The sequence below is a fragment of the Aliivibrio wodanis genome, from assembly GCF_052920805.1.
Window position 1 is genome coordinate 1947782 of sequence record NZ_JBREXA010000002.1, and the last position, 23708, is coordinate 1971489.

20 protein-coding genes, 1 tRNA gene and 2 pseudogenes are annotated in these 23708 nt (G+C 38.7%); 13 read left to right on the forward strand and 10 right to left on the reverse strand.

Annotated features, from left to right (window positions below):
* Nucleotides 1-169 precede the first annotated feature (169 nt).
* On the forward strand, nt 170-781 hold the full coding sequence (locus ACU5DF_RS16875) for a TIGR04211 family SH3 domain-containing protein (protein ID WP_446713620.1): 612 nt from the start codon (nt 170-172) through the stop codon (nt 779-781).
* Nucleotides 782-852: 71 nt separating this feature from the next.
* Here the strand turns inward: ACU5DF_RS16875 and ACU5DF_RS16880 are convergent, their stop codons facing one another.
* Both ACU5DF_RS16880 and ACU5DF_RS16885 read right to left on the reverse strand, forming a co-directional pair.
* Entirely contained in the window at nt 853-1515 is a 663-nt protein-coding gene (locus ACU5DF_RS16880; RefSeq protein WP_446713621.1) for a general secretion pathway protein GspB, read from the reverse strand.
* Nucleotides 1516-3069 carry an AAA family ATPase gene (locus ACU5DF_RS16885; RefSeq protein ID WP_446713622.1) on the reverse strand — a complete coding sequence of 518 codons (1554 nt, stop codon included), beginning with the start codon at nt 3067-3069 and terminating at the stop codon, nt 1516-1518.
* Nucleotides 3070-3208: 139 nt separating this feature from the next.
* Between ACU5DF_RS16885 and ACU5DF_RS16890 the strand changes: the two genes are divergently transcribed.
* Nucleotides 3209-4432 carry a multifunctional CCA addition/repair protein gene (locus tag ACU5DF_RS16890; protein ID WP_446713623.1) on the forward strand — a complete coding sequence of 408 codons (1224 nt, stop codon included), beginning with the start codon at nt 3209-3211 and terminating at the stop codon, nt 4430-4432.
* A 129-nt stretch (nt 4433-4561) separates the two neighbouring features.
* Here ACU5DF_RS16890 and ACU5DF_RS16895 read toward each other — a convergent pair.
* The 3 genes and pseudogenes from ACU5DF_RS16895 to folB all read right to left on the reverse strand — a co-directional run bounded on the left by ACU5DF_RS16895 (nt 4562) and on the right by folB (nt 6215).
* Nucleotides 4562-5366 (reverse strand): annotated as a pseudogene (locus ACU5DF_RS16895) (undecaprenyl-diphosphate phosphatase).
* A 9-nt stretch (nt 5367-5375) separates the two neighbouring features.
* Nucleotides 5376-5865 (reverse strand): annotated as a pseudogene (gene folK, locus ACU5DF_RS16900) (2-amino-4-hydroxy-6-hydroxymethyldihydropteridine diphosphokinase).
* Nucleotides 5862-6215, reverse strand: a complete 354-nt coding sequence (gene folB, locus ACU5DF_RS16905; RefSeq protein WP_446713624.1) for a bifunctional dihydroneopterin aldolase/7,8-dihydroneopterin epimerase — start codon at nt 6213-6215, stop codon at nt 5862-5864. The pseudogene folK and the gene folB overlap by 4 nt, the downstream one beginning before the upstream one ends.
* A 144-nt stretch (nt 6216-6359) precedes the next feature.
* On the opposite strand from folB, the gene plsY reads away from it, so the two are divergent.
* Nucleotides 6360-6956 (forward strand): glycerol-3-phosphate 1-O-acyltransferase PlsY, encoded by a 597-nt coding sequence (gene plsY, locus ACU5DF_RS16910; protein ID WP_045101148.1) that lies wholly within the window; start codon nt 6360-6362, stop codon nt 6954-6956.
* Nucleotides 6957-7015: 59 nt separating this feature from the next.
* Here the strand turns inward: plsY and tsaD are convergent, their stop codons facing one another.
* Nucleotides 7016-8038 (reverse strand): tRNA (adenosine(37)-N6)-threonylcarbamoyltransferase complex transferase subunit TsaD, encoded by a 1023-nt coding sequence (gene tsaD / locus ACU5DF_RS16915; RefSeq protein WP_446713625.1) that lies wholly within the window; start codon nt 8036-8038, stop codon nt 7016-7018.
* Nucleotides 8039-8265: 227 nt separating this feature from the next.
* Here tsaD and rpsU point away from each other — a divergent pair, with 227 nt between their 5' ends.
* The 5 genes from rpsU (at nt 8266) to ACU5DF_RS16940 (ending at nt 12958) form a co-directional block, all read left to right on the forward strand.
* A complete protein-coding gene (rpsU, locus tag ACU5DF_RS16920; RefSeq protein ID WP_005421025.1) occupies nt 8266-8481 on the forward strand; it encodes a 30S ribosomal protein S21 in 216 nt (71 codons plus the stop codon).
* Between the two features lie 26 nt (nt 8482-8507).
* A complete protein-coding gene (locus tag ACU5DF_RS16925) occupies nt 8508-8951 on the forward strand; it encodes a GatB/YqeY domain-containing protein (protein WP_045101146.1) in 444 nt (147 codons plus the stop codon).
* 77 nt (nt 8952-9028) lie between these two features.
* Entirely contained in the window at nt 9029-10789 is a 1761-nt protein-coding gene (dnaG, locus tag ACU5DF_RS16930) for a DNA primase (RefSeq protein ID WP_446713626.1), read from the forward strand.
* Nucleotides 10790-10887: 98 nt separating this feature from the next.
* Nucleotides 10888-12729: an RNA polymerase sigma factor RpoD gene (gene rpoD / locus ACU5DF_RS16935; protein WP_446713627.1), complete on the forward strand. Its 1842-nt coding sequence runs from the start codon at nt 10888-10890 to the stop codon at nt 12727-12729.
* A 153-nt stretch (nt 12730-12882) separates the two neighbouring features.
* A tRNA-Ile gene (locus ACU5DF_RS16940) sits at nt 12883-12958 on the forward strand.
* 49 nt (nt 12959-13007) lie between these two features.
* Here the strand turns inward: ACU5DF_RS16940 and ACU5DF_RS16945 are convergent.
* Nucleotides 13008-13157 (reverse strand): hypothetical protein, encoded by a 150-nt coding sequence (locus ACU5DF_RS16945; protein ID WP_099047693.1) that lies wholly within the window; start codon nt 13155-13157, stop codon nt 13008-13010.
* A 220-nt stretch (nt 13158-13377) separates the two neighbouring features.
* Here ACU5DF_RS16945 and ACU5DF_RS16950 point away from each other — a divergent pair, with 220 nt between their 5' ends.
* The 5 genes from ACU5DF_RS16950 (at nt 13378) to ACU5DF_RS16970 (ending at nt 18877) form a co-directional block, all read left to right on the forward strand.
* Nucleotides 13378-13998, forward strand: coding sequence for a porin family protein (locus ACU5DF_RS16950; protein WP_446713628.1), 621 nt, complete (start codon nt 13378-13380; stop codon nt 13996-13998).
* Between the two features lie 156 nt (nt 13999-14154).
* On the forward strand, nt 14155-15702 hold the full coding sequence (locus ACU5DF_RS16955; RefSeq protein ID WP_045101142.1) for a long-chain-fatty-acid--CoA ligase: 1548 nt from the start codon (nt 14155-14157) through the stop codon (nt 15700-15702).
* An 81-nt stretch (nt 15703-15783) separates the two neighbouring features.
* Nucleotides 15784-16185, forward strand: a complete 402-nt coding sequence (locus ACU5DF_RS16960; RefSeq protein WP_045101141.1) for a hypothetical protein — start codon at nt 15784-15786, stop codon at nt 16183-16185.
* A 387-nt stretch (nt 16186-16572) separates the two neighbouring features.
* On the forward strand, nt 16573-17985 hold the full coding sequence (pykF, locus tag ACU5DF_RS16965; RefSeq protein WP_446713629.1) for a pyruvate kinase PykF: 1413 nt from the start codon (nt 16573-16575) through the stop codon (nt 17983-17985).
* Nucleotides 17986-18214: 229 nt separating this feature from the next.
* Nucleotides 18215-18877 (forward strand): GntR family transcriptional regulator, encoded by a 663-nt coding sequence (locus tag ACU5DF_RS16970; RefSeq protein WP_446713630.1) that lies wholly within the window; start codon nt 18215-18217, stop codon nt 18875-18877.
* Nucleotides 18878-19270: 393 nt separating this feature from the next.
* Here ACU5DF_RS16970 and ACU5DF_RS16975 read toward each other — a convergent pair whose 3' ends face one another.
* From ACU5DF_RS16975 to ACU5DF_RS16985, 3 genes are all read right to left on the reverse strand, one after another.
* Nucleotides 19271-21169 (reverse strand): GGDEF domain-containing protein, encoded by a 1899-nt coding sequence (locus tag ACU5DF_RS16975; RefSeq protein WP_446713631.1) that lies wholly within the window; start codon nt 21167-21169, stop codon nt 19271-19273.
* A gap of 124 nt (nt 21170-21293) precedes the next feature.
* Nucleotides 21294-21788, reverse strand: coding sequence for an acetolactate synthase small subunit (gene ilvN / locus ACU5DF_RS16980; RefSeq protein WP_045101138.1), 495 nt, complete (start codon nt 21786-21788; stop codon nt 21294-21296).
* Nucleotides 21788-23509 carry an acetolactate synthase 3 large subunit gene (locus tag ACU5DF_RS16985; RefSeq protein ID WP_446713632.1) on the reverse strand — a complete coding sequence of 574 codons (1722 nt, stop codon included), beginning with the start codon at nt 23507-23509 and terminating at the stop codon, nt 21788-21790. The genes ilvN and ACU5DF_RS16985 overlap by 1 nt, the downstream gene beginning before the upstream one ends.
* Between the last annotated feature and the right edge of the window lie 199 nt (nt 23510-23708).

Consider the following 23708-nt stretch of genomic DNA (forward strand, 5'->3'; position numbering starts at 1 on the left):
CTACTCAATTTTGAAACAATTGCACAAAGAGGAGAGTAAAATCTCCTCTTTTCTTGCATCTAAGCCCAAATATTTTTAGTATCTATAACTTAATTCGAATCGATGATAAAGCGCTCTCAATCAAATCGACGCTAGACGATTCAAGACCAATTTTCAAAGGAATAGTATTGTGAAGCATTTTATTAGTCTAATTCTACTGGCTTGGGCTATTGCTACACCAGCACAAGCTCAAACTCGTTATATATCAGATAACCTATTTACTTATATGCACTCAGGCCCTAGTAACCAATATAAAATTATTGGTAGTGTCAACGCGGGTGACCGCATTAGTCAACTATCAATAAATAAAGGGTCTGGTTTCACACAGATCATTGACTCTAAAGGCCGCAAAGGTTGGGTTGAAACTAAATTTATCTCTCGTCAAGCTGGTCTTGGTGAACGCTTACCTAAAGTTGAAGCTGAACTTACGTCAGTAAAAACACAACTGGCTAATGCTCGTAAAGCAGCAAATGATGAGAAAGCAGGGTTAGCTGATAGTTTGACTCAACGTAATCAACAAATGCAAGATTTAGAGCAAAGCTATAGCGATGTAAATAATCAACTAGTTAGCTCTCAATCTGAAGTTCGTGAGTTACGCGCAAAACTAGATACGCAAAAAGAAGATTTACTGCTTAAATACTTTATGTACGGTGGCGGTGTTGCAGGTCTTGGTCTATTGTTCGGTTTATTACTGCCTCATATGATCCCTAGTCGCAAAAAGAAACCAAACGGTTGGTCTTAATCAGTATATTGATGTAAAAAAAGCTCAGATTCGTTCTGAGCTTTTTTATATCTAACCTTCCGAAGTTACCCTCACCCCTTCCACTCATACAAAGCGGGAACTTCTATTTTTTTTCCTTGAAATTCAATCACTACATCTCTTGGGTTAATTTCTAATAATATAACTCCATTTGAAATACTCCCACCGATATTGACTTCTTTATCGTTTACTTTTACCCAACGACGACTTGGTTTTGAGGTGTAGTTATGAGTTTGAAAGTTCAATGGAGGTAAACGCCCTATAAGTTGAGAGCCCCTTTTATCTAACTCTAAATAAGATGCTTGATCTATATCTTTAGATACCACATGCGCTTCTTGCTCCTCTATTGGTTCATTCAAGACAAACTCAAAACGTGCGGCTAACTCTGGAGATAAGCCAGACAAGTCTAGATCAGCAATATCAAGTTCTGGGTTATTCTTTCTCTCCACTACTTTAGAGGTGTCATGTAGTGTTGAATTAACTCCTGACGGAATATTCTCGTTATTTGATGATGTTAACGAAAAACCATTCACTCTCATCGGTAATTTTTCTGTTTCAAACTCAGGGTATTCCAAAACAGTATAAGTTGGAGCAAAGGACTCGCTATCTTGCTGCTCTACCTGATAATAAGGCAAAGCTATATAGAGAGAGATGCTCAATGGTAGCAATATTGTCACTGCACACCAGCTCCATAATGGTAAACGTAAAAATAACACTTACTCTCCTCCTTGAAGCAATGGAGCCTTAATATTCACAACACTGTCTAGCCACATTAATGTACTTGAACCGACAATCCCATCAGTAACTAAACCAAACACTCCTTGGAACTCCTTTACTTGTTGCTCTGTATTTTTACTAAAAGAATTCGAATTTGTTATCGGTTGCTCTAACGCTGAAGATAGTAAACGATTTAGCTCTACAATGGCTTCGCCTTTATCACCACGCTTCATTGCTCTCTCTGTGATAATCGGTTTTTGCCATAATTGAAGATAAGCACCATTCCAATGCTGCTCAAACCATGGATGAGAAACTTCAACTCGCTGAGAAGGCAAGAGCAGTTCAACTCCTTTCGAATCTACTCGATAAAGAACAGCTAATAGCTCTCTTCCTGAATCAAGTTGAAGCCAAACGATAGCAGGGCGATTAATTGCTAATAAATCCTCTAAATCTCCATTATTATCTAAACAATACAGTTGTGCTTTCTGGCTATTGGTACAGTTAGCTTGAAACGACGTAGTCGAATATCCCCATATTGACAATAATTGCTGCAATGCCTGAGATTGAGAGTGAAAACCTTGAAGTGGAGCCTCAATAACAGGGAGTTCTGTAGGATATTTACTCTCTAAATAGTTAGGCAAAAAATGATAACTACCGATACTTAAGATAATAGAAAGGCTCACAGCAGTTATTACAGAAATGAACGAAAAAGAGAATTTCGGCTTTACATTAATATCTGCTATCAATTGCCAATCAAGCACAAGCTCACAGGCTCGATCTACCGCTTGAATATTAACCGTTTTATTACCATTCTGATAACTAACCCATAAGGCTTTATCACACAATAGATTAACTAAGCGTGGTATCCCATTAGAGTTACGTGCTATTTTCTTTATCACTGATGCAGGAAAGAGAGAGAGAGATCCTCCTGCAATAGTTAAACGATGAGCAATGTAATGCTCAATCTCTTGAGGTGTTAATGGTAATAAATGATAGCGAGCGGTAATACGTTGAGCTAATTGACGTAAATTAGTTTGCTGTAACTTTTGCTGTAATTCTGGCTGCCCAATAAGAAGTACTTTAAGTAGTTTATCACTGTCTGTTTCAAAGTTGGTTAATAGGCGTAATTGTTCTAACACATCTGGAGACAAATGTTGGGCTTCATCAATAACAACGATTGTTTCAAATCCTTTTTCTCTTTCACTTTTAAGGAAATGAACAATAGCATCAGTTAACCCTTTTAAAGAGGAGTTATCAACATAAGGGATCTCTAACTCATCACAAATTGCTTCAAGTAGCTCTTGTGCACTAAACGTAGGATTTAATACTAAAGCCAGATGAATTTTCTTATCCAGTTTAGAGAATAAAACTCTTGATACAGTAGTTTTTCCTGTACCCACCTCGCCAGTCAACAACGCAAAACCACCACCTCGCCCTAGCCCAGACAATAAGTAGTTCATCGCTTCTTTATGGCGTTCACTCAAATAGAGAAAACGTGCATTGGGCGTCATTGAGAACGGTAGTTCATTAAAGCCAAAAAAATCTTGGTACATAAGAGTGGGGTTTGCCTTATCAGAATAATTACAAAAATAAACATCGAATAAAAAGTCGAAAACCTATGATTCCACGGTATCATTGGAGCTAAGAAAGTAAAGAAAGTTCTCTTTATCTTGGCAACGAGTAGGGCAAAACGTGAATATTTATTTAGTTGGTGGTGCAGTTCGAGATTCGCTTCTCAATATTGATGTAAAAGACAAAGACTGGGTCGTCGTTGGCTCTACACCTAACGAGATGGGTTCACTTGGCTATCAAGCCGTTGGACAAGATTTCCCCGTATTTCTACACCCAAAAACTAAAGAAGAATATGCACTAGCAAGAACAGAGCGTAAAAGTGGTCAAGGTTATAAAGGGTTTACCTGTTATGCCGAGCCAGATGTAACTCTAGAAGAAGACTTGCTGCGCCGTGACCTTACCATTAATGCTATCGCCCAATCCGATAGTGGTGAATTGATTGACCCCTATAATGGGCAAGAAGATCTAACCAATCGTCTATTACGCCACGTTTCTGATGCCTTTGTGGAAGACCCATTACGCGTACTACGCGTCGCTCGATTTGCTGCTCGTTTTCATTATCTTGGCTTTAGCATCGCAGCTGAAACGATGACATTAATGAAAACCTTAGTAGAAAGCGGAGAGCTGTCTCACCTAACTCCTGAGCGCGTTTGGCAAGAATGGGAGAAGTCTCTATCTAGCCAGCATCCTGAGATCTTTCTTTCAGTATTAAAAGAGTGTGGCGCTCTCGCTGTTGTATTACCAGAGTTGGATGCATTATTTGGTGTACCTCAACCCGAAAAATGGCACCCTGAAATTGATACTGGAATTCACACTCTAATGGTTGCTCAACAGGCTGCATTATTAAGCCACGATTTGCCTACTCGTTTTGCTGCTCAAGTTCATGATCTAGGAAAAGGGGTCACGCCAGAATCAGAATGGCCAAGTCATAAAATGCATTGCCATACCGGAATTAAACTCATTAAAACCTTGTGTGCCCGAGTTAAAGTTCCCAACGAGTACCGAGACTTAGCATTACTGGTTTGTGAGCATCACACCAACATTCATCGAGCCTTCGAACTTCGCGCGCAAACCTTCATTAAAATACTCGATAAAATGGATGTATGGCGTAAACCTGAACGCTTAGAGCCTATCTTACTTTGTTGCCAAGCCGATCACGCAGGACGATTAGGATTAGAGTCCGAGCCATACCCACAAAAAGCGCGTTTTGAAATGGCGTTTAATGCAGCAAAAGCTGTTGAAGTTAAAGAAGTGGTTGCCGCAGGGTTTAAAGGGGCTGAGATTAGAGAAGAGTTAAGTAAAAGACGAATTGAAGCGGTGAAGGATAAGTTAGATATAAAATAAGCTATACGCTACGCTAACTAGAACGCTTCGCTCTAGAAACTATAAAAGCAAAAACTATAACTGTTGATTTGTTTACTTCCAAATCAGTTATATAGGCTCTTATAGTTTCTAGTTTCTAGTTTCTAGTTTCTAAGCAAAGCTTAACCACATAAGTAGACCAGAACCTAATAGTAAACGATAGATCACAAACGGCGTCATACCCATGCTTGAAATCAGCTTCAAGAAAAAGTGAATACAGATATAAGCACTAATAAAAGAAACCACAATACCAGTACTCAAGAAGCCAAAAATGAATGACAACATCACTGAGTGCTAATTTCAGACCAAGGTATGAACCAGCAAGAGTAATAATTGGAATCGACATCAGAAATGAAAAACGCGCCGCCGCTTCACGAGTAAAACCAAGATATAACGCAGCAGTAATTGTAATACCAGAGCGAGACGTTCCCGGGATCATCGCCATCGCTTGAGCAATACCTAGAAATAACGCTTTTTTCCACGTCATTTCATATTCCTCTTTCACAAGTTCTGAGTTTTTATCCACCCACCAAAGTAAAAGACCAAATACAATTGTCGTTGTCGCGATCACCCATGCACTGCGTAAGTACACTTCAATAAAATCTTTAAATAACAAACCACATAAAGCCGCTGGAATAGTTGCTAATATAATCAACCAAGCCAGTTTAGATTCTTTATTATGTTCTTTTTTAGTAATCGAACCTATCCACGCCGTTAATAACGTCACGACTTCTTTTCTAAAATAGATAATAACCGCCGCTAATGTACCAACATGTACTGCGACATCAAAAGCTAGCCCTTGATCTGCCCAGCCAAGCACTGCAGAAGGAAGAATTAAATGAGCAGAACTTGAGATTGGTAAAAACTCAGTAAACCCTTGCAACAATGCGAGGAAAAACGCTTCAAAATAGGTCATGATTTTCCATTAAAAAGTTAAATTTAATAAAGCCGGTTTTAGTGACTGAGAATAAGGGAACTCAGCCCAGATTTCACTGATCGTTTGTTGAGTACTTGGGATAATAATATCGGGATTCAACTCGACCATAGGCAAAATAGCAAAAGCAAATTTAAACAAGTCCTCTCGAGGTAATTTAGGATCTGATTCAGAAACAAGATCACCATATAATAGAATATCCAGATCTAATGTTCGGTCTTGATTCTTTTGAGCATTAGGCTCCCTGCCCCATTTTATTTCAATTGCACGCAATTTCGAGCCTAACTCAGTTAATGAATAAGCAACCTTTAACTCCACAACTAAATTAAAAAAACTTATGACTTGAGAATCCAACAGGTTCCGCTTCATAAACCGTCGAAACCTTGCTAACGTCACCTAATGCTTTTAATTCATCAATCGCAGCTTTTACGTGTTTTTCAGGGGCAATATTGGAACCAACGCCAATATAGGTGGTGATCATTTGCTTCCTCGCTCAATCACAACCCCAACGCTATGTGCATTTACCACAGCACCTGGTTTAGATAAATGAATACGGATCCAAGGCACTGAAAAACGCGTCATTATAAGATCTGCGATCTCTTCAGCAACACGCTCAACCAATAAGAAGCGACCGTTTTGAATATGAGCCGTCACCGCCTCACTTACTTCTGCATAATTTAAACAATGTGCCACATCATCAGAGGCTGCTGCTGGCTTATTATCATGAGCCATATCAATATCTAATACGAGCTTCTGTTTAATGCCCTGTTCCCACTCATAAACACCAATGGTTGTAATAACTTCAAGCTGTTTTATAAATACTAAATCCATCTTTGATCACACTTTTATTAAGAGGTCGGATACCCATCAAAAGAAAAACAACGTAATATTGATATTACCTTGCTCAGTAAGTTGAGCAATATACTATAAAAAACGTTACCGATCGCTCCTGATCACTTAAATAAAGGCTCATTCATGACCCCTCTTGCACTAATTATGATCATCATCGCCTATCTTCTAGGATCGATCTCTAGTGCGGTTTTAATTTGTCGATTAAAAGGCTTACCCGACCCAAGAAGCTCCGGCTCTCATAACCCAGGGGCAACGAATGTATTCCGGCTTGGTGGTAAAGGTGCCGCAGGACTAGTGCTACTTTGTGATATTTTAAAAGGGATGTTACCGGTATGGGGTGGCTACTTTCTTGAAATCAACCCTCTACTATTAGGCATCATTGCAATTTCAGCCTGCTTAGGTCATATGTATCCGCTATTTTTTCACTTTAAAGGGGGCAAGGGGGTCGCAACCGCTCTTGGTGCATTAGCTCCGATAGGGTTGGATCTGACGGGAATGTTATTTGGCAGTTGGGTTATCACAGTATTAGTGACTGGCTACTCTTCTTTAGCGTCAATGATCACCGCTTTACTTGCACCTTTATTTACTTGGTTAGTCAAACCTCAGTACACCCTCCCTGTTGCTATGCTTTCTTGTTTAATCGTTCTAAAACATCATGAGAATATTCGTCGATTTTTTGCAGGCGAAGAGAAGAAAATTTGGCAAAGAAAAAGGGACTAATGTAAGTCCCTTCTCTAATTAATAAGCAAATAAAGATCCTTTACGATCTTCGTTGATCGCTATTGTTTTGCAATCGGCTTAAGCTGATCGATAGGCCAACGAGGCTTAGCTTGAACTGCTAAATCTGTCGTCTCGCCATTCTTCAAACGCTGCATGCCGGCATAAGCAATCATGGCACCGTTATCGGTACAGAATTCAGTTCGAGGATAGAACACCTCACCGCCAATTTTTTTCATCATCGCTTCGAGCTCTTGACGCAAATAAGTATTCGCACTCACACCACCCGCCATAACAAGACGTTTCATGCCAGTTTGCTTTAATGCACGACGACATTTAATTGCTAAGGTATCCGCTACCGCTTCTTGGAAAGCAAACGCTATATCTGCACGAGTTTGCAAATCATCATCGTTAGCACGAATGGTGTTTGCGGCAAATGTTTTTAGACCAGAGAAGCTAAAATCTAAACCAGGACGATCCGTCATTGGACGAGGGAATTTAAAACGACCTTTAGTGCCGCTCTCTGCTAATTTTGACAGCAAAGGACCACCAGGGTAATCAAGACCCATTAATTTAGCTGTTTTATCAAACGCTTCACCGGCGGCATCATCCACCGATTCACCAAGAATTTGATATTCGCCAATGCCTTTTACTTCAACCATCATGGTATGACCGCCAGAAACAAGCAGTGCGACAAATGGAAATTCAGGTGGCTCATCTTCCAGCATTGGCGCAAGTAAATGACCTTCCATGTGATGAACAGGAATAGCAGGGACATCCCACGCGTACGCAATACTACGGCCAATCGTTGAACCAACTAATAATGCACCAACTAAGCCAGGACCTGCCGTATAAGCAATACCGTCAATATCATCTTTAGTCATACCCGCATCGTTTAACGCAGCTTGGATTAATGGAATTGTCTTTTTAACATGGTCACGAGAGGCCAATTCAGGGACAACACCACCGTAATCTGCGTGCAGTTTTACTTGGCTATAAAGTTGATGAGCTAATAGCCCTTTTTCATCATCATAAATCGCAACACCCGTTTCATCACACGAGGTTTCAATGCCTAAAATTCGCATATTTTTCTCAGTTACCTGTTAATTTAACGCCATATTACCTACATCACTAAGCTACCTCAAGCGACGTGATGACTAGAGAAGGTAAAATAAACAAAGAAATTACTCAATTCTTAATCAAGAATGCTTTACAAAACGCCTCGATCGGATTAAAATTCGGCACCAATTTGAATAATAGCTGGTTAATTATAACTACCAGCGAATTGACTAACACCTGAGGTGAAAGGCATATGCCAGTAGTTAAAGTACGTGAAAACGAACCGTTCGACGTTGCACTACGTCGTTTCAAGCGCTCTTGCGAAAAAGCAGGTATTCTTTCTGAAGTTCGCCGTCGTGAGCATTACGAAAAACCTACTACAGTACGTAAACGCGCTAAAGCAGCAGCTCAAAAGCGTCACGCTAAGAAGTTGTCTCGCGAAAACGCACGTCGCGTTCGCCTGTACTAATAACTTACCTAATTTAGGACTAAGTTATGGCTCTAATTGAAAAACTCAAAGACGAGCAAAAGTTAGCGATGAAAGCCAAGGATAAATTACGCCTTGGCACAATTCGTTTAGCTTTATCTGAAATTAAACAACGTGAAATCGATGGTCATACTACTTTGTCTGACGACGATATTATTGCTGTTTTAACTAAGATGGTTAAACAACGTCGTGATTCAGTATCGCAGTTTACTGCCGCTGGTCGTGATGATCTTGCTGATAAAGAGAGCGCTGAGATTTTAGTGCTTGATGACTTTATGCCGCAAGCACTGACTGATGAAGAAGTTGCTAAGTTATTAGACGAAGCAATTATCGAATCTGGTGCTGCTGGAATGCAAGATATGGGCAAGGTGATGGGCGTGTTAAAACCTCAAATCCAAGGCCGCGCTGACATGGGTAAAGTAAGTCAATTAGTTAAATCTAAACTGGCTTAATAATACTCTATTTATAAAGCAAGCCGTGCTATCTTTGATACGCACGGCTTGTTTGTATCTACAGGAAACGAAAAAATATGTCTGGACATATCCCTCGCAGTTTTATTGATGAGCTTTTAAATCGACACGATATTGTCGATATCATTGACGCAAAAGTAAAACTGAAGAAACAAGGGAAAAACTACGGCGCTTGCTGTCCATTTCATAATGAAAAATCCCCTTCTTTTTCTGTCAGCCAAGAAAAACAATTCTATCACTGCTTTGGCTGTGGCGTTCATGGTAATGCCATTGACTTCCTTATGGAATTCGACCGCCTAGAGTTTGTTGAGGCTATTGAAGAACTCGCTTCAATGCTTAGCCTTGAAGTACCACGTGAACAGCGCAGTGGTTTCAATGCTCCTTCAGGCCCTACAGCAAGCTCAGAACAAAAACGAAGCTTATATGATTTGATGGGGGGCATCAGTCAATTTTATTGCTCTCAATTAAAATCTGCCGTAAATATTCACGCAATCAACTACCTTAAAGATCGTGGACTCTCTGGTGAAATAGTTCAGAAGTTTGGTATCGGTTACATTGCAGATGAATGGGAGTTGGTAAAAAATAACTTCGGTCGCGACAAAACATCACAAGATGCTTTAGTCAGCGGTGGGATGTTAATTGAAAGCGATAATGGCCGTCGTTATGACCGTTTTCGTGGTCGAGTCATGTTCCCAATTAGAGATCGTCGAGGTCGTGTTATCGGCTTTGGTGGTCGCGTAATTGGTGAAGGCACTCCCAAATATTTAAACTCACCAGAAACACCTATTTTCCATAAAGGCAAAGAGCTTTATGGTTTATATGAAGCACTGCAAGCTTACAAAGAATTACCACAAGCATTAGTCGTTGAAGGCTATATGGATGTTGTTGCTCTTGCTCAATTTGGCGTTGATTATGCTGTTGCCTCTCTAGGCACTGCGACCACCGGCGATCACATGCAGTTACTTTTCCGTCAAACCAGTACAGTTGTTTGCTGTTATGATGGTGACCGAGCAGGTCGAGAAGCTGCATGGCGAGCAATGGAGCAAGCCCTGCCATACTTAAATGATGGGCGTCAGCTAAAATTCATGTTTTTGCCTGACGGAGAAGACCCTGACACTTACATCCGCCAACATGGTAAAACTGTATTTGAGCAAACGGTAACTCAAGCTGAATCATTGATTGATTTCATGTTTAGAACCTTAGTCGATCAAATAGATACAGGCAGTCGAGAAGGAAAAGCTAAGTTAACCACCCTTGCTGTACCTTTAATAGATAAAGTTCCAGGGGGGACTCTACGTCTTTATTTACGTGAGCAACTTGGCAAAACGCTTGGAATTATGGATGAAAGTCAATTACAGCAACTAATATCTAAACAAGGTAAGCCAGAAGCTAAACGACCATCACAACCAGAGATAAAGCGTACACCAATGCGTGAAGTTATTACTCTTTTGTTACAGAACCCAAGTTTAGTTCAATTAGTGCCTGATTTAGAGAGTATCAAAGACATTCCGCTTCCAGGATTAAGTTTATTTCTTCAATTACTTGAAAATTGTCGACATAATCCCCATATCACTACAGGCCAATTATTAGAATATTGGCGCGGTGATAAAAATGAAAAACTCTTATCACGCTTGGCTGCATGGGAACTCCCTATAGACCAAGACAATATAGAAGATGTATTTATGGATTCGCTGGACAACATTCTAGCCCAGTGCATCAATCAACAAATTGAAAATTTGCAGACGAAAGAAAGAACGCTTGGCTTATCAGTCGAAGAAAAGCGGGAGCTACTAGCCTTGATGCTAGAATTAAAAGCATAGAATCCCAGCATCGTCACCAATAAACAAATTTGTTATTATTAGTAGTCTGCATTTCGCATACTAATTCCTTCACACAGACCAGAAGTAGGATACCGTCTATGGATCAGAATCCGCAGTCACAGCTAAAATTACTTGTAATCAAAGGCAAGGAACAAGGCTATCTGACCTACGCAGAAGTTAACGATCACCTACCAGAAGAAATTGTAGATTCTGAGCAGGTTGAAGATATTATTCAAATGATCAATGACATGGGCATTAAAGTGGTTGAAACCGCTCCAGATGCTGATGATATGTCATTGAATGATGATGATGCCGTAACTGATGAAGATGCAGCAGAAGCTGCAGCAGCTGCACTATCAAGTGTAGAAAGTGAAATTGGCCGTACAACGGATCCTGTTCGCATGTACATGCGTGAAATGGGTACAGTTGAACTTCTTACTCGTGAAGGCGAAATCGACATCGCTAAACGTATTGAAGAAGGCATCAATGAAGTTCAGTGTTCTGTCGCTGAATTCCCTGGCGCAATTTCATACTTACTAGAACAGTTTGATAGAGTTCAAGCTGAAGAGATCCGTCTTACTGATATTATTTCTGGTTTTGTTGATCCTAATGATGACGGTTCAGCAGCACCAACAGCAACGCATATCGGTTCAGAACTGAGCGAATCAGATCTTGCCGATGAAGATAAAGAAGCAGAAGACGATGATGAGGACGAGGAAGAAGAAGTAGGTATTGATCCAGAGCTTGCTTTGGAAAAATTCACAGAACTTCGCACGTCTTATCACAACATGCAGCTTGCTTTTGAAGAGCATGGGCGTGATAACGCAAAAGCACGCTCTGCCATCAGTGAATTAACGGATGTATTCCGTGAGTTTAAACTGATCCCTAAGCAGTTTGACTACCTTGTTCGTGAAATGCGCGGCAGCATGGATCGTGTTCGTACACAAGAACGTTTAATTATGCGTATGTGTGTTGAATATGGAAAAATGCCTAAGAAATCGTTCATTGCTCTATTTTCGGGCAATGAAGCTTCTGACGAATGGTTTAATGAAATTATTGCTTCAGATAAGCCATACGTAGAGCGCCTAAAGCGTTACGAAGAAGACATTCGCCGTTCAATTAAAAAAATTGACAGTATTGTTAAAGAAACAGGATTACCTGTTGTAAACATCAAAGACATCAGCCGTCGTATGTCTATCGGTGAAGCTAAAGCTCGCCGTGCGAAAAAAGAAATGGTTGAAGCGAACTTACGTCTTGTTATCTCAATTGCGAAAAAATACACCAACCGTGGCCTACAGTTCTTGGATCTAATTCAAGAAGGTAACATTGGTCTAATGAAAGCGGTTGATAAGTTTGAATACCGTCGTGGTTATAAGTTCTCAACTTATGCAACATGGTGGATCCGTCAAGCGATCACTCGTTCAATTGCCGACCAAGCACGTACAATCCGTATTCCAGTTCACATGATCGAAACGATCAACAAACTGAATCGTATTTCACGTCAAATGCTACAAGAAATGGGCCGTGAGCCATTACCTGAAGAACTTGCTGAACGCATGCAAATGCCAGAAGACAAGATCCGTAAGGTTCTGAAAATCGCTAAAGAGCCAATTTCAATGGAAACACCAATTGGTGATGATGAAGATTCACACCTAGGTGATTTCATCGAGGATAACACTCTTGAACTTCCTGTTGATTCTGCAACTTCAACAAGCTTGAAATTTGCAACCAACGATGTTCTTGCTGGTTTAACACCTCGTGAAGCAAAAGTACTTCGTATGCGTTTTGGTATCGATATGAATACCGACCATACTCTTGAAGAAGTAGGTAAGCAGTTTGATGTAACGCGTGAACGTATTCGTCAAATCGAAGCGAAAGCACTTCGTAAATTGCGTCACCCAAGTCGTTCAGAAGTATTACGTAGCTTCTTAGACGAGTAATAGCCTCGCTGTTATTCATCAATAGAATCAAAAAGGTGGGCTTAGGCTCACCTTTTTTCGATCTAAAGCCACTTTTTTAACTAACTGATTAAAAAGCAAACGCTTTCTCTCTAGACACCCTTTTCATCTTCCCCTATAATCGACACCTACAACGGCCCCTTAGCTCAGTGGTTAGAGCGCACGACTCATAATCGTTCGGTCCCCAGTTCAAATCTGGGAGGGGCCACCAAATTAGAAAAGGCTGATAAGTATTTTTACTTATCAGCCTTTTTGCTTTCTCATTCTTTCGTTTTTCTCTTCATTATCAGCACATAACCAACTAAGAGTAAAAAAATGGATAATTCAACCATTGCTCTTAACAAGCCTGAAGTAAATATTGCTACCGCGATAAGCGTAATAACAATACTTAATATTCCTTGCTTACTCATACTCTTCATCCTAGAAGCCGATAAAGCAATCAATTATCCTCTAGACTTTATATATTGAAAAATATCGAATTCCTCTATCAAAGAACCAATCGCACTATAGAATTAATACCTCTACTCTTAATTAGATAGCTTATCTAAATCACAAACATAAAAAAATTCATCGTATTTCATAAAGCTATCCTATAATGGAGGTTATATTACCTTTGATAATGGAACTATCATGAGAAACACACTGCTTCCCTTGTTTATTTTAAATTCCCTTGCTTTAAGTTCCTTTCCCTCTTTTGCTAATGAAGAACCTGAAGATAGTTCACCAAAAATAAATGGTATTTATATTGGCGTTGGTGTTGGTTCTTTTGGATATTCAGAAGAAAACTCTTGGACAAACGAGAGCGGCCTAGCTGCAACAACTAATGGCAATACAACTAAAATTTATCTCGGTTATCAGTTTAATAAGATTGTCGGTATCGAAGGATCTTATACTGATTATGGTAAAACTAAGAGTAAGGTTGGTAATTACTCAATGGAACCAAGTTCTTTATCACTTGCAGCTAATCTAGGTTACACTTTTTCTAACGGTATCCGTCCCTTTGGTTTAGTTGGAATGTCGAGCTTAGACACTCATCAAAATAAAACTACATTAACCGACGACAGTGGAGCAGCTTTTAGATTTGGTGTTGGTGTCGACTATGCACCAGAAACATTGCATGGCGTTCAATTTAGAGCTGCTTATGAAATGGATATGTATACCGTGGAGTATGTATCAGATAATAGTTACTATTCCGATAACTATTTATTTGCCTTTGATGCTTTATATGTTGGAGCCTCTTATAAGTTTTAGAATTCTTTTTATATCCAGACTAAAAATTACTCCGTCACTCTATATTCATAACAAACACGGTGAAAATTCGCCTTGCCTCTATATTTTCCCCTCCCTTCATATACACTAGTTTCATCTAAACATGCATTCACTATATAATGAATAATAAGGGTATCTATGTATAATTTGGCTACTAATCTTGAACGTAACGCTATATTTCGTCCTAATAATATTGCTCTCATTTTCCAAGATCAAAAAATCACTTACTTTGAATTAAACCAAAAAGTAAATGCCATTGCAGATCATCTTACCCAACTCAATATTAAACCTAATGACAAAATCGCACTTTCTTGTCCAAACACCCCAGAATTTATTATTTCTTACTACGCTATACAAAAAGTGGGCGCGATCGTTGTTCCTTTAAATATCATGCTTAAAGGTGATGAGGTGGCCTACCATTTGAAAGATTCAGATGCAGTAGCTCTTATCTCACATCAAGGCTCTGATGCTATGCCTATTGGACAGTTCAGCTACGATGGATTCCAAAAAGCCGATTTCTGTGAACATTTCATTTTAATTGAGACAACAAATGATGATCATATATCTAGTACCACTCACTCGTTCAATCGATGGCTAGAAACAGGGAGAAAAACCTTCGATGCGGTTTATCGCTCAGCAGATGATAGCTGCGTAATTTTATATACATCAGGTACAACTGGGGCTGCAAAAGGCGCAGAGCTAAGTCAAAGTAATATGCTTTGTAATGCTCAAGCTTGCCAGTCTTTAACCAATCAAAAAGGTACCGATGTTAGTATTGCTATACTTCCTCTTTTTCACTCATTTGGTCAATCATTGATCATGAACACCTCTATTCTTGCTGGTAGTGCTTTAGTTCTTATCCCTCGCTTTGTTCCTAAAACCGTTCTTCAACAAATTAATGAGCATAAAGTTACTCACCTTGCTGCTGTCCCTACCATGTTTATTGGTTTGATGACTTATGTAGAGAAACATCCAATCGATTATTTAGACGAAATAGCTAAAAATCTTCAAGTTGCTATCTCTGGCGGCGCATCCATGCCAATCCAAATATTAAAACAATTTGAAGAAAAGCTAAAAGTGCCAGTCATTGAAGGCTATGGGTTGTCAGAATCCTCTCCTGTTGCTGCTTTTAATCATTTAGAGTTTGAGCGAAAACCTGGCAGTATTGGCCAGCCATTGCCAGGAATAACAATGAAAGTTGTTGATAAAAATGGCCATGAAGTTCCAACAGGGACCGAAGGTGAACTAATAATGCGCGGTCATAACGTAATGAAAGGCTATTATAAAAAGCCTCAAGAGACCGCAAAAACAATCATTGATGGCTGGTTATATACTGGTGATATTGTTCGTTTCGATGACGAAGGTTATATTTATGTAGTTGATCGATTAAAAGAGCTGATCATTAGCGGTGGCTACAATATTTATCCTCGTGAAGTAGAAGAGGTATATATGAAGCATCCATCCGTGCATTTAGTCGCCGTTATCGGTATCGACCACCCACGGTTTGGTGAAGAAGTAAAAGCCTTTATTATTCTTAAAGAAGGTCACTCTATTTCAGAAAAAGAACTAATCAAATGGAGTAGAGAGCATTTAGCCGATTATAAGTGCCCAAAACATCTTGATATTGTTGAAGCATTGCCAATGACGGCAACAGGTAAGATTTTAAAAAGAATGCTAAAAGCATAGAGCCCTTTCCTTGCGAGTATATTCCCTTATAAAAAATAGGTATATACTTGCATTATTAACCACTTTGACAGGACAGTACTCATGTCTAAAAAAATAGATAATGGTATTTGGTTTGCTTACATTGCAAGCTTATTAACACCATTAACACTTATGGCATCTGGGATCATTGCGATCATCTATGCTGGCTATCAAATGAATAAAGGAACAAATGATGAGGTTATTAATAGTCATTATTACGCCATCATTAAAACTTTTTTCCTTTTCCTTACTTTTTTCGTTGTTCTTGGAGTAACCGCAGCCACCATGAGTGGCATGGTCGCAGGGCTAGAATATTGGGTACATAGCTCTATTCTTGATAAACTTTACTCTGCTATTCCTATTGTTGGTGCAACTATTTCATTATTAGCTATTGGCACTTGGTTTATAAAACTAACCAAAGGAATGAAAAAACTTAAAGCATATCAACCAATTGAAAATCAATAATATAAAGGCACTTAATGTGCCTTTTTTATTTCGACTTATAAAATAAAAATTTAGCAAGGAACATCACAACAAGAAAGTGATCTTCATCAGCTTTGCTGTTAGAATTTGCACCAAAAGCGATAGAAACTTACAAGAAAGATCCGACTGAAACGATGTTGAGTAATGTAAATTTGTTTTTAATATTGTGATTAAAGTGCAAATTGTTTACCTGAATCAATAATCCATTACTCTTTTCAGTCTAAACTACAGGTAATTATTGAATTTATATGCTTAGCCATAAAGGTTTTGAAGAAAAAACTGTTGTTATATTTCAACACTTCATCCCATTTAGGCTGAGCATTACTACGTTTATCATTTTAAATATACTCATCTGGAGAGATTTCTCACATGAAAAAGACCAAAATCGTTTGTACGATTGGCCCAAAAACTGAGTCAGTAGAAAAACTAACTGAACTTGCAAATGCTGGCATGAACGTAATGCGCCTTAACTTCTCACACGGCGATTTCGCAGAGCACGGCAACCGTATCGATAACGTTCGTCAAGTAATGAAGAACACAGGTAAGCAACTTGCTATCCTTCTTGATACTAAGGGTCCTGAAATCCGTACTATCAAACTAGAAAACGGCGATGACGTTGCTCTAGTTGCTGGTCAAGACTTCACATTCACAACTGACATTTCAGTTGTTGGTAACAAAGACGTTGTTGCTGTTACTTACCCTGGTTTTGCTAAAGACCTTGAAGCTGGTAACACTATCCTTGTTGATGATGGCCTAATCGAAATGGAAGTTGTTGCGACAACTGAAACTGAAGTTAAGTGTAAAGTTCTTAACAACGGTGACCTAGGCGAAAACAAAGGTGTTAACCTTCCTGGCGTTTCAGTTAAGCTTCCAGCTCTTTCTGAAAAAGATAAAGCTGACCTTAAATTTGGTTGTGAGCAAGGCGTTGATTTCGTTGCTGCTTCTTTCATCCGTAAAGAAGAAGATGTTAAAGAAATCCGTGAACTACTTGTTGCTAATGGCGGCGAGAACATTCAAATCATCTCTAAGATTGAAAACCAAGAAGGTGTTGATAACTTCGATTCAATCCTAGAAGCTTCTGACGGTATCATGGTTGCTCGTGGCGATCTTGGTGTTGAAATCCCAGTTGAAGAAGTAATCTTCGCTCAGAAGATGATGATCGAGAAATGTAACCGTGCACGTAAAGTTGTAATCACTGCAACTCAAATGCTTGATTCTATGATCAAAAACCCACGTCCAACACGCGCAGAAGCGGGTGATGTTGCTAACGCAATCATGGATGGTACAGATGCAGTAATGCTTTCTGGTGAATCTGCTAAAGGTAAATACCCTGTTGAAGCAGTAACTATCATGGCTCAAATCTGTGCTCGTACAGACAGAGCTCTTAAAGCAGAACTAGGTTCTCGTCTAGACAGCCCACGTCTACGTATCACTGAAGCGGTATGTAAAGGCGCTGTTGATACAGCTGAGAAACTAAATGCACCTGTAATCGTTGTAGCAACTGAAGCAGGTAAATCTGCTCGTTCTATTCGTAAGTACTTCCCAACAGCTAAAATCATCGCTGTAACTACTAATACTAAGACTGCTGCACAGCTTTGTCTTTCTAAAGGTGTTACTCCAATGGTTGTTGATGCTATCGACAGCACTGACGCATTCTACCTACGCGGTAAAGAACTAGCTCTTGAGTCTGGTATTGGTGCTAAAGGCGACATCGTTGTTATGGTTTCTGGTGCTCTAGTAGCTTCAGGCACAACAAACACTGCATCTGTACACGTATTATAATTCTTTTGAATTTATAATTTGTATACATTGTTCGATAAAAAGAGGGCTTCGGCTCTCTTTTTTTATGAATTTTTATTGCACAAAATAAACAATACGCTATACTTGCATCATTGTTAACCATATTGTGAATGGTATAAAGCGATCTCTGGCTCCCAATAAGACTTATACGCCTAAATCAAGATCACTTCATACTGTATTTCAATGACGATTTATATTAAGAGAGCCGCAAGTGTCTAGCCCAACCCTTACAGATAAAGTATCAAAAATGATCTACCAAGACATCCTAAATGGAAGTCTAAATCCTGGTCAAAAACTGGTTGTTGCCGAATTAAAAGAACGCTACAACGTTGGTGCTTCCCCTATTCGAGAAGCCCTTGTTCAATTGTCTTGGAATAAATACGTAAAATTAGAACCACAAAAGGGATGCTGGGTTTCTCCAATCTCTATTGATGAGTTACAAGAGCTTTTTGAAGGCTTGCGTGTTGTAGGTAGAGTTCTATTAGAAAAATCGATTGCTAATGGCGATGAAGCATGGGAGCTAAATGTATTAACAAGCTTCCATAAGTTAAGTAAAGTAAACCTTGAAAACGCTTCTCCTGAAATTATTCAAGAATGGGAACTGCGCCATGCTGCATTCCATTGCGCTCTACTTGAGGGTGCAAATGCACCAATCATGTATCAATTCTACCAAGAATTAACAAACCAGATTAAACGCTACCGTCATATTCAAAATGACATACAAGCGATGAATAAAGAGCACTCTCTATACCTAGAAGAACATGAAACTATCATGAAATTGACTCTTTCACGTAATTCAGAGCAAGCAGCAGAATTACTAGAAAAACATTACATTAAAACTATGGACCTACTATCAGCTTACTTTGAAGCATAGAATTAGGTAACTAGCGGTAATAAAAAAACCAGACTATTATGTCTGGTTTTTTATTACTTTAATAATCAGTTAATCATATGAATTACATCAATAAAACTGGTATTACCAGCCAAAAAACTCTTTATTATGAGTTCCTATCAATAACACCATTAATAGAAAATAAATTGCACTGAGCTTAAACCCCAGAATAGCTAGACTCCCTATTGTGAGCCTTACTAAAAAATCAGTAAACATACAGACCTCGCCTTATGCCCCTACTTATTTATCCGTTACAGAAATAGCAGCCTACCGCTGGCTTATTGATAACAATAAAAATAAGTATAGACCACCTTAGACTTTAGTCTAATATCAATACGATTAATTAGATAAACCACTTAACATCCTATTAGCGGCTTAAGCCAAATCATTAATACTGGTACATATTGATAACTGATTACGACCATTAGCTTTTGATTCATATAGCGCCAAGTCTGCACACTTATAAGCTGTACTGCCAGAAAGACCAATATCCGTTAAGCCACCACTAATCGTTAGTTGATATTCTTTTAATTGAGATACGGAAACTCTTAGGCGATTAATAACCGTTTCAGCATCAGCAAGGTCGGTATGAGGCATCAATATTGCAAACTCTTCTCCGCCAATACGAGCAACAAAGTCCGTATCTCTACTTCCCTCTTTTAATAGATGAGAAACAAGGCGTATCACATCATCCCCCCCGTCATGACCTAAAGTATCATTAATACGTTTAAACCAATCAATATCAAGAATAGCCAAGCAACACTTATGTACAGGGTGATACCTATTCGTTAATAAGGTTTGATTTTCTAACTCAAATTCAAATTTACGACGGTTCCAACAATCTGAAAGACTGTCTTTTTCACTTAAATAACGTAATTCTCTTTCTAATAACTTACGTCGGCTAATATCAATATAGGAAATAATATAATATTGTATTTCTTTTCTTTTATTTTTAACGACTTGAATACGAACTAATAGACTTAATTCATTTCCATTTTTACTAAGAACATCAATTTCACCTTGCCAAGCTCCTAACTCTTCAACTTGCTTCCAGTTTCTCTGGCGTTCTTCTGATTGTGCATCATTAGATGATAAAACTTCGAGAGTGCTCTTTCCAACCACTTCTGCAGAACTAAATCCACTAATTGAAGAAAAGGCAGGATTTACTTTAATTATCCGTTGGTGCTTATCAGTAATAACAACAGCAGACATTCCCTCAAGAGCAGACTTAGCTAATTGGCTTTCTAAATTTGATTTATCCCATAAAGTAAGCAAAATTCCGCATGGAATGACAATTAAGCCTAAGAGTAGAAAAACAATGGTAAGCTCTTCTAATAAATCAAACTTCACTTCATCAAAAGCCTCCTCAAGCACCTCTTTAGGGTAGTTTATCAAGAAATATAGCGCTTTATTCGGTATTTTTTTATTCAACGAAAAACGGTAATAAGAGTATATTTCATCATGAAGATATATACTTCCGACTTGATTATTTGACATTGAATGCCATAAATCTGGTTTTAGGGCTTTAAGTGTTTCATCTGCTCTACCATTTACTAAATGGCCAAATACCTGTTCAGGCTTATCTGTTAACAAATAGTAGCCATCCTGATTAACTATCGATGGTGCAATGCTTAACGTAGGAGAAAACTGAATGACGTTAGTAATACTAGAACTACTTAACTCAGCAAATACATAACCTTGCCTAGTGCCGAAAACATCGATAGGAACAATAACTTGCATTACTGGTTTATAAATCCCTAAACTAGCTAATTGACTGTCTAAAGAAACACCTTCAGAGTAAATTTGCCCTTCAGGTAACTTAGCTAGTTTCTTAATAAATACAGAATTAAATACTTTTACTGATTGGTTCGATTGAACGATTTTTTTAGCCTCTGTGTCATAAGAGACACCAAATAATTTTTCTCCAGACTCATCAATAAGAATCAATTTAGAGAAAAATTTCTCAGCAGAAATCACTCGTTCCCAAGACGATTCAACAGCTTTTTTAACACGAGAAGAAGGATAAAGAAAATAATCATATAACATTCGATTATTTGATAATAAATCCAATGTATTACTTATCCGAACAATTAACTCATTAAATTCATGGTGAGTGTAGGCAAGTTGCCGAGTTGATTCATCCTGAACTTGCTCAACGATCTGTATTTGTTGTTTCTGATAATAGTTATAAAAGTAAGCCGATGTAAATAGTGCAAGCACCAAATAAACTAAGGTGGAGTAAGCTACAATTTTCAATTTTTTCTTATTCATCATATTTACTCATGCAGGATATTTGGCCATTTACAGTTTGACATTCTATAACTATTTTGGATAATAAACAATTAAGCCCTCTATATTTGAGGGCTTAGATTTATAACTTAATATAATAAAGAGAAGCTTATATTCTTAAGGATTTATCCCCTCTAGCAATCCCAACGACTCCACTTCTTGCCACTTCTACAACTTCAGTTACTTCAGAAACAGCGGTAATAAATGCATCCAATTTTTCAGAGGTACCAGCCAATTGAATTGTATATAGAGAGCTAGTTACATCGACTATTTGTCCGCGAAAAATATCCGCAGTACGTTTAACTTCAGCTCTTGCAAAACCTGAGGCTTTTACTTTAACTAATAGTAATTCACGCTCAACATGCTCAGTTTCTGTCACTTCTTGAACCTTAATTACATCAATCAATTTATGTAATTGTTTCTGTATTTGCTCAAGCTCCATCGCATCACTAGCTGTGGTAATATTAAGGCGTGATAGTGTCAGATCTTCAGTTGGTGATACCGTTAATGACTCAATATTATAGCCACGTTGAGAAAATAGACCAACAACACGTGATAAAGAACCCGATTCATTCTCAATTAATAGTGAAATAATATGTCTCATTAGGTTCTCTCCGTTTTGCTTAACCACATTTTATCCATCGCTTCACCCTTGATCTGCATTGGATACACGTGTTCCGTTTCATCAACATTGATATCAACAAATACCAATCTATCTTTCATTGATAATGCTTTTTCTAGCCCTGATTCCAACTCATCTGGATGATTAATTCGAATACCTACATGACCATATGCTTCAGCGATCGCAGCAAAATCAGGGACCGAGCTCATGTAAGAGTTAGAGTGACGACCTTGATAGATAATATCTTGCCATTGTTTTACCATACCTAAGAAACGATTGTTCAAGTTGATGATTTTTACAGGGATATCGTATTGCAGCGCTGTAGATAATTCTTGAATGTTCATCTGAATACTGCCGTCACCTGTTACACACACAACGACTTCATCAGGGTGTGTATATTTAACACCTAGAGCGGCAGGTAAACCAAAGCCCATCGTTCCTAAACCACCAGAGTTAATCCAACGGCGTGGTTTATTAAATGGATAATAAAGAGCGGCAAACATTTGATGCTGACCAACATCTGACGCTACGTAGGCATCTCCATTAGTTAAACGATGTAATGTTTCAATTACTTGCTGAGGTTTAATCTTATCTGGAGAAGTTTCATACGATAAACACTTACGGTCTTGCCATACTGAAATATCTTTCCACCACAGCTCTAATGCTGCTTCATCATTACTACCACCTTGCTCTGTAAGCAATTTAAGCATTGATTCCAGCACGACTTCAGCAGAGCCAACAATCGGTACGTCAACACGTACGTTTTTAGAAATAGAAGAAGGGTCAATATCAATATGCATAATGGTCGCATCAGGACAATACTTATCTAAATTATTGGTCGTACGATCATCAAAACGAACACCAACACCAAAGATGAGATCTGCATTATGCATTGCCATATTAGCTTCATAAGTACCATGCATGCCTAGCATTCCTAACGCATTCTTATGCATCCCCGGAAATGCACCTAGCCCCATAAGAGTACTAACTACGGGAAGGTTCAAACATTCAGCCAGTTTAATGACTTGCTTTTCAGCAGATGAAATAACTGCACCACCACCGATATATAAAACCGGTTTTTTTGCTGCAAGAAGTGTTTTGAGTCCTTTTTTAATTTGACCTTTATGCCCAGTAGTTGTCGGGTTATACGAGCGCAAATGAACCGACTCAGGATATTGATAAGGAAATTTAATCGCTGGATTCATCACGTCTTTTGGAAGATCGACGACCACAGGACCTGGGCGTCCTGTTGAGGCAATATAGAATGCTTTTTTGATGGTTTCAGGTATGTCTTCTGCTTTTTTTACCAAGAAACTGTGTTTTACAACAGGTCGAGATACTCCGACCATATCACACTCTTGAAAGGCATCATTACCAATCATGTTATTTGGCACATTACCAGATAAGACAACCATTGGAATCGAATCCATATAAGCCGTTGCAATACCGGTAATCGTATTCGTTGCTCCTGGGCCAGAGCAAACCAAAACCACCCCAGGCTTACCAGTCGCTCTTGCATAGCCATCAGCCATGTGAGTTGCTGCTTGCTCATGTCTTACTAACACATGTTGAATATCATCACTCTTCATATGCAGAGCGTCATAAATATCCAACACGGAACCACCAGGGTATCCGAATATGTTTTCAACACCTTCATCAATCAGAGACTGTACGATCATCTCTGCGCCAGATAACATTTCCATATTTTTCTCCAGACATTAAAACCAAAAAATAGCGACATGAATTATCGATAGATTAGTGGTTTTACATAGTTAGGGCTTATTTTTAGCCTAAACCGAAATTAATCAGATTAAAATCCTATGTAAATGGTGATTTCGATAACAAAAATCAACATTACGAAACAACTTTAACCTTTCTGTATCACTTTGGTCTAGAGGCGAT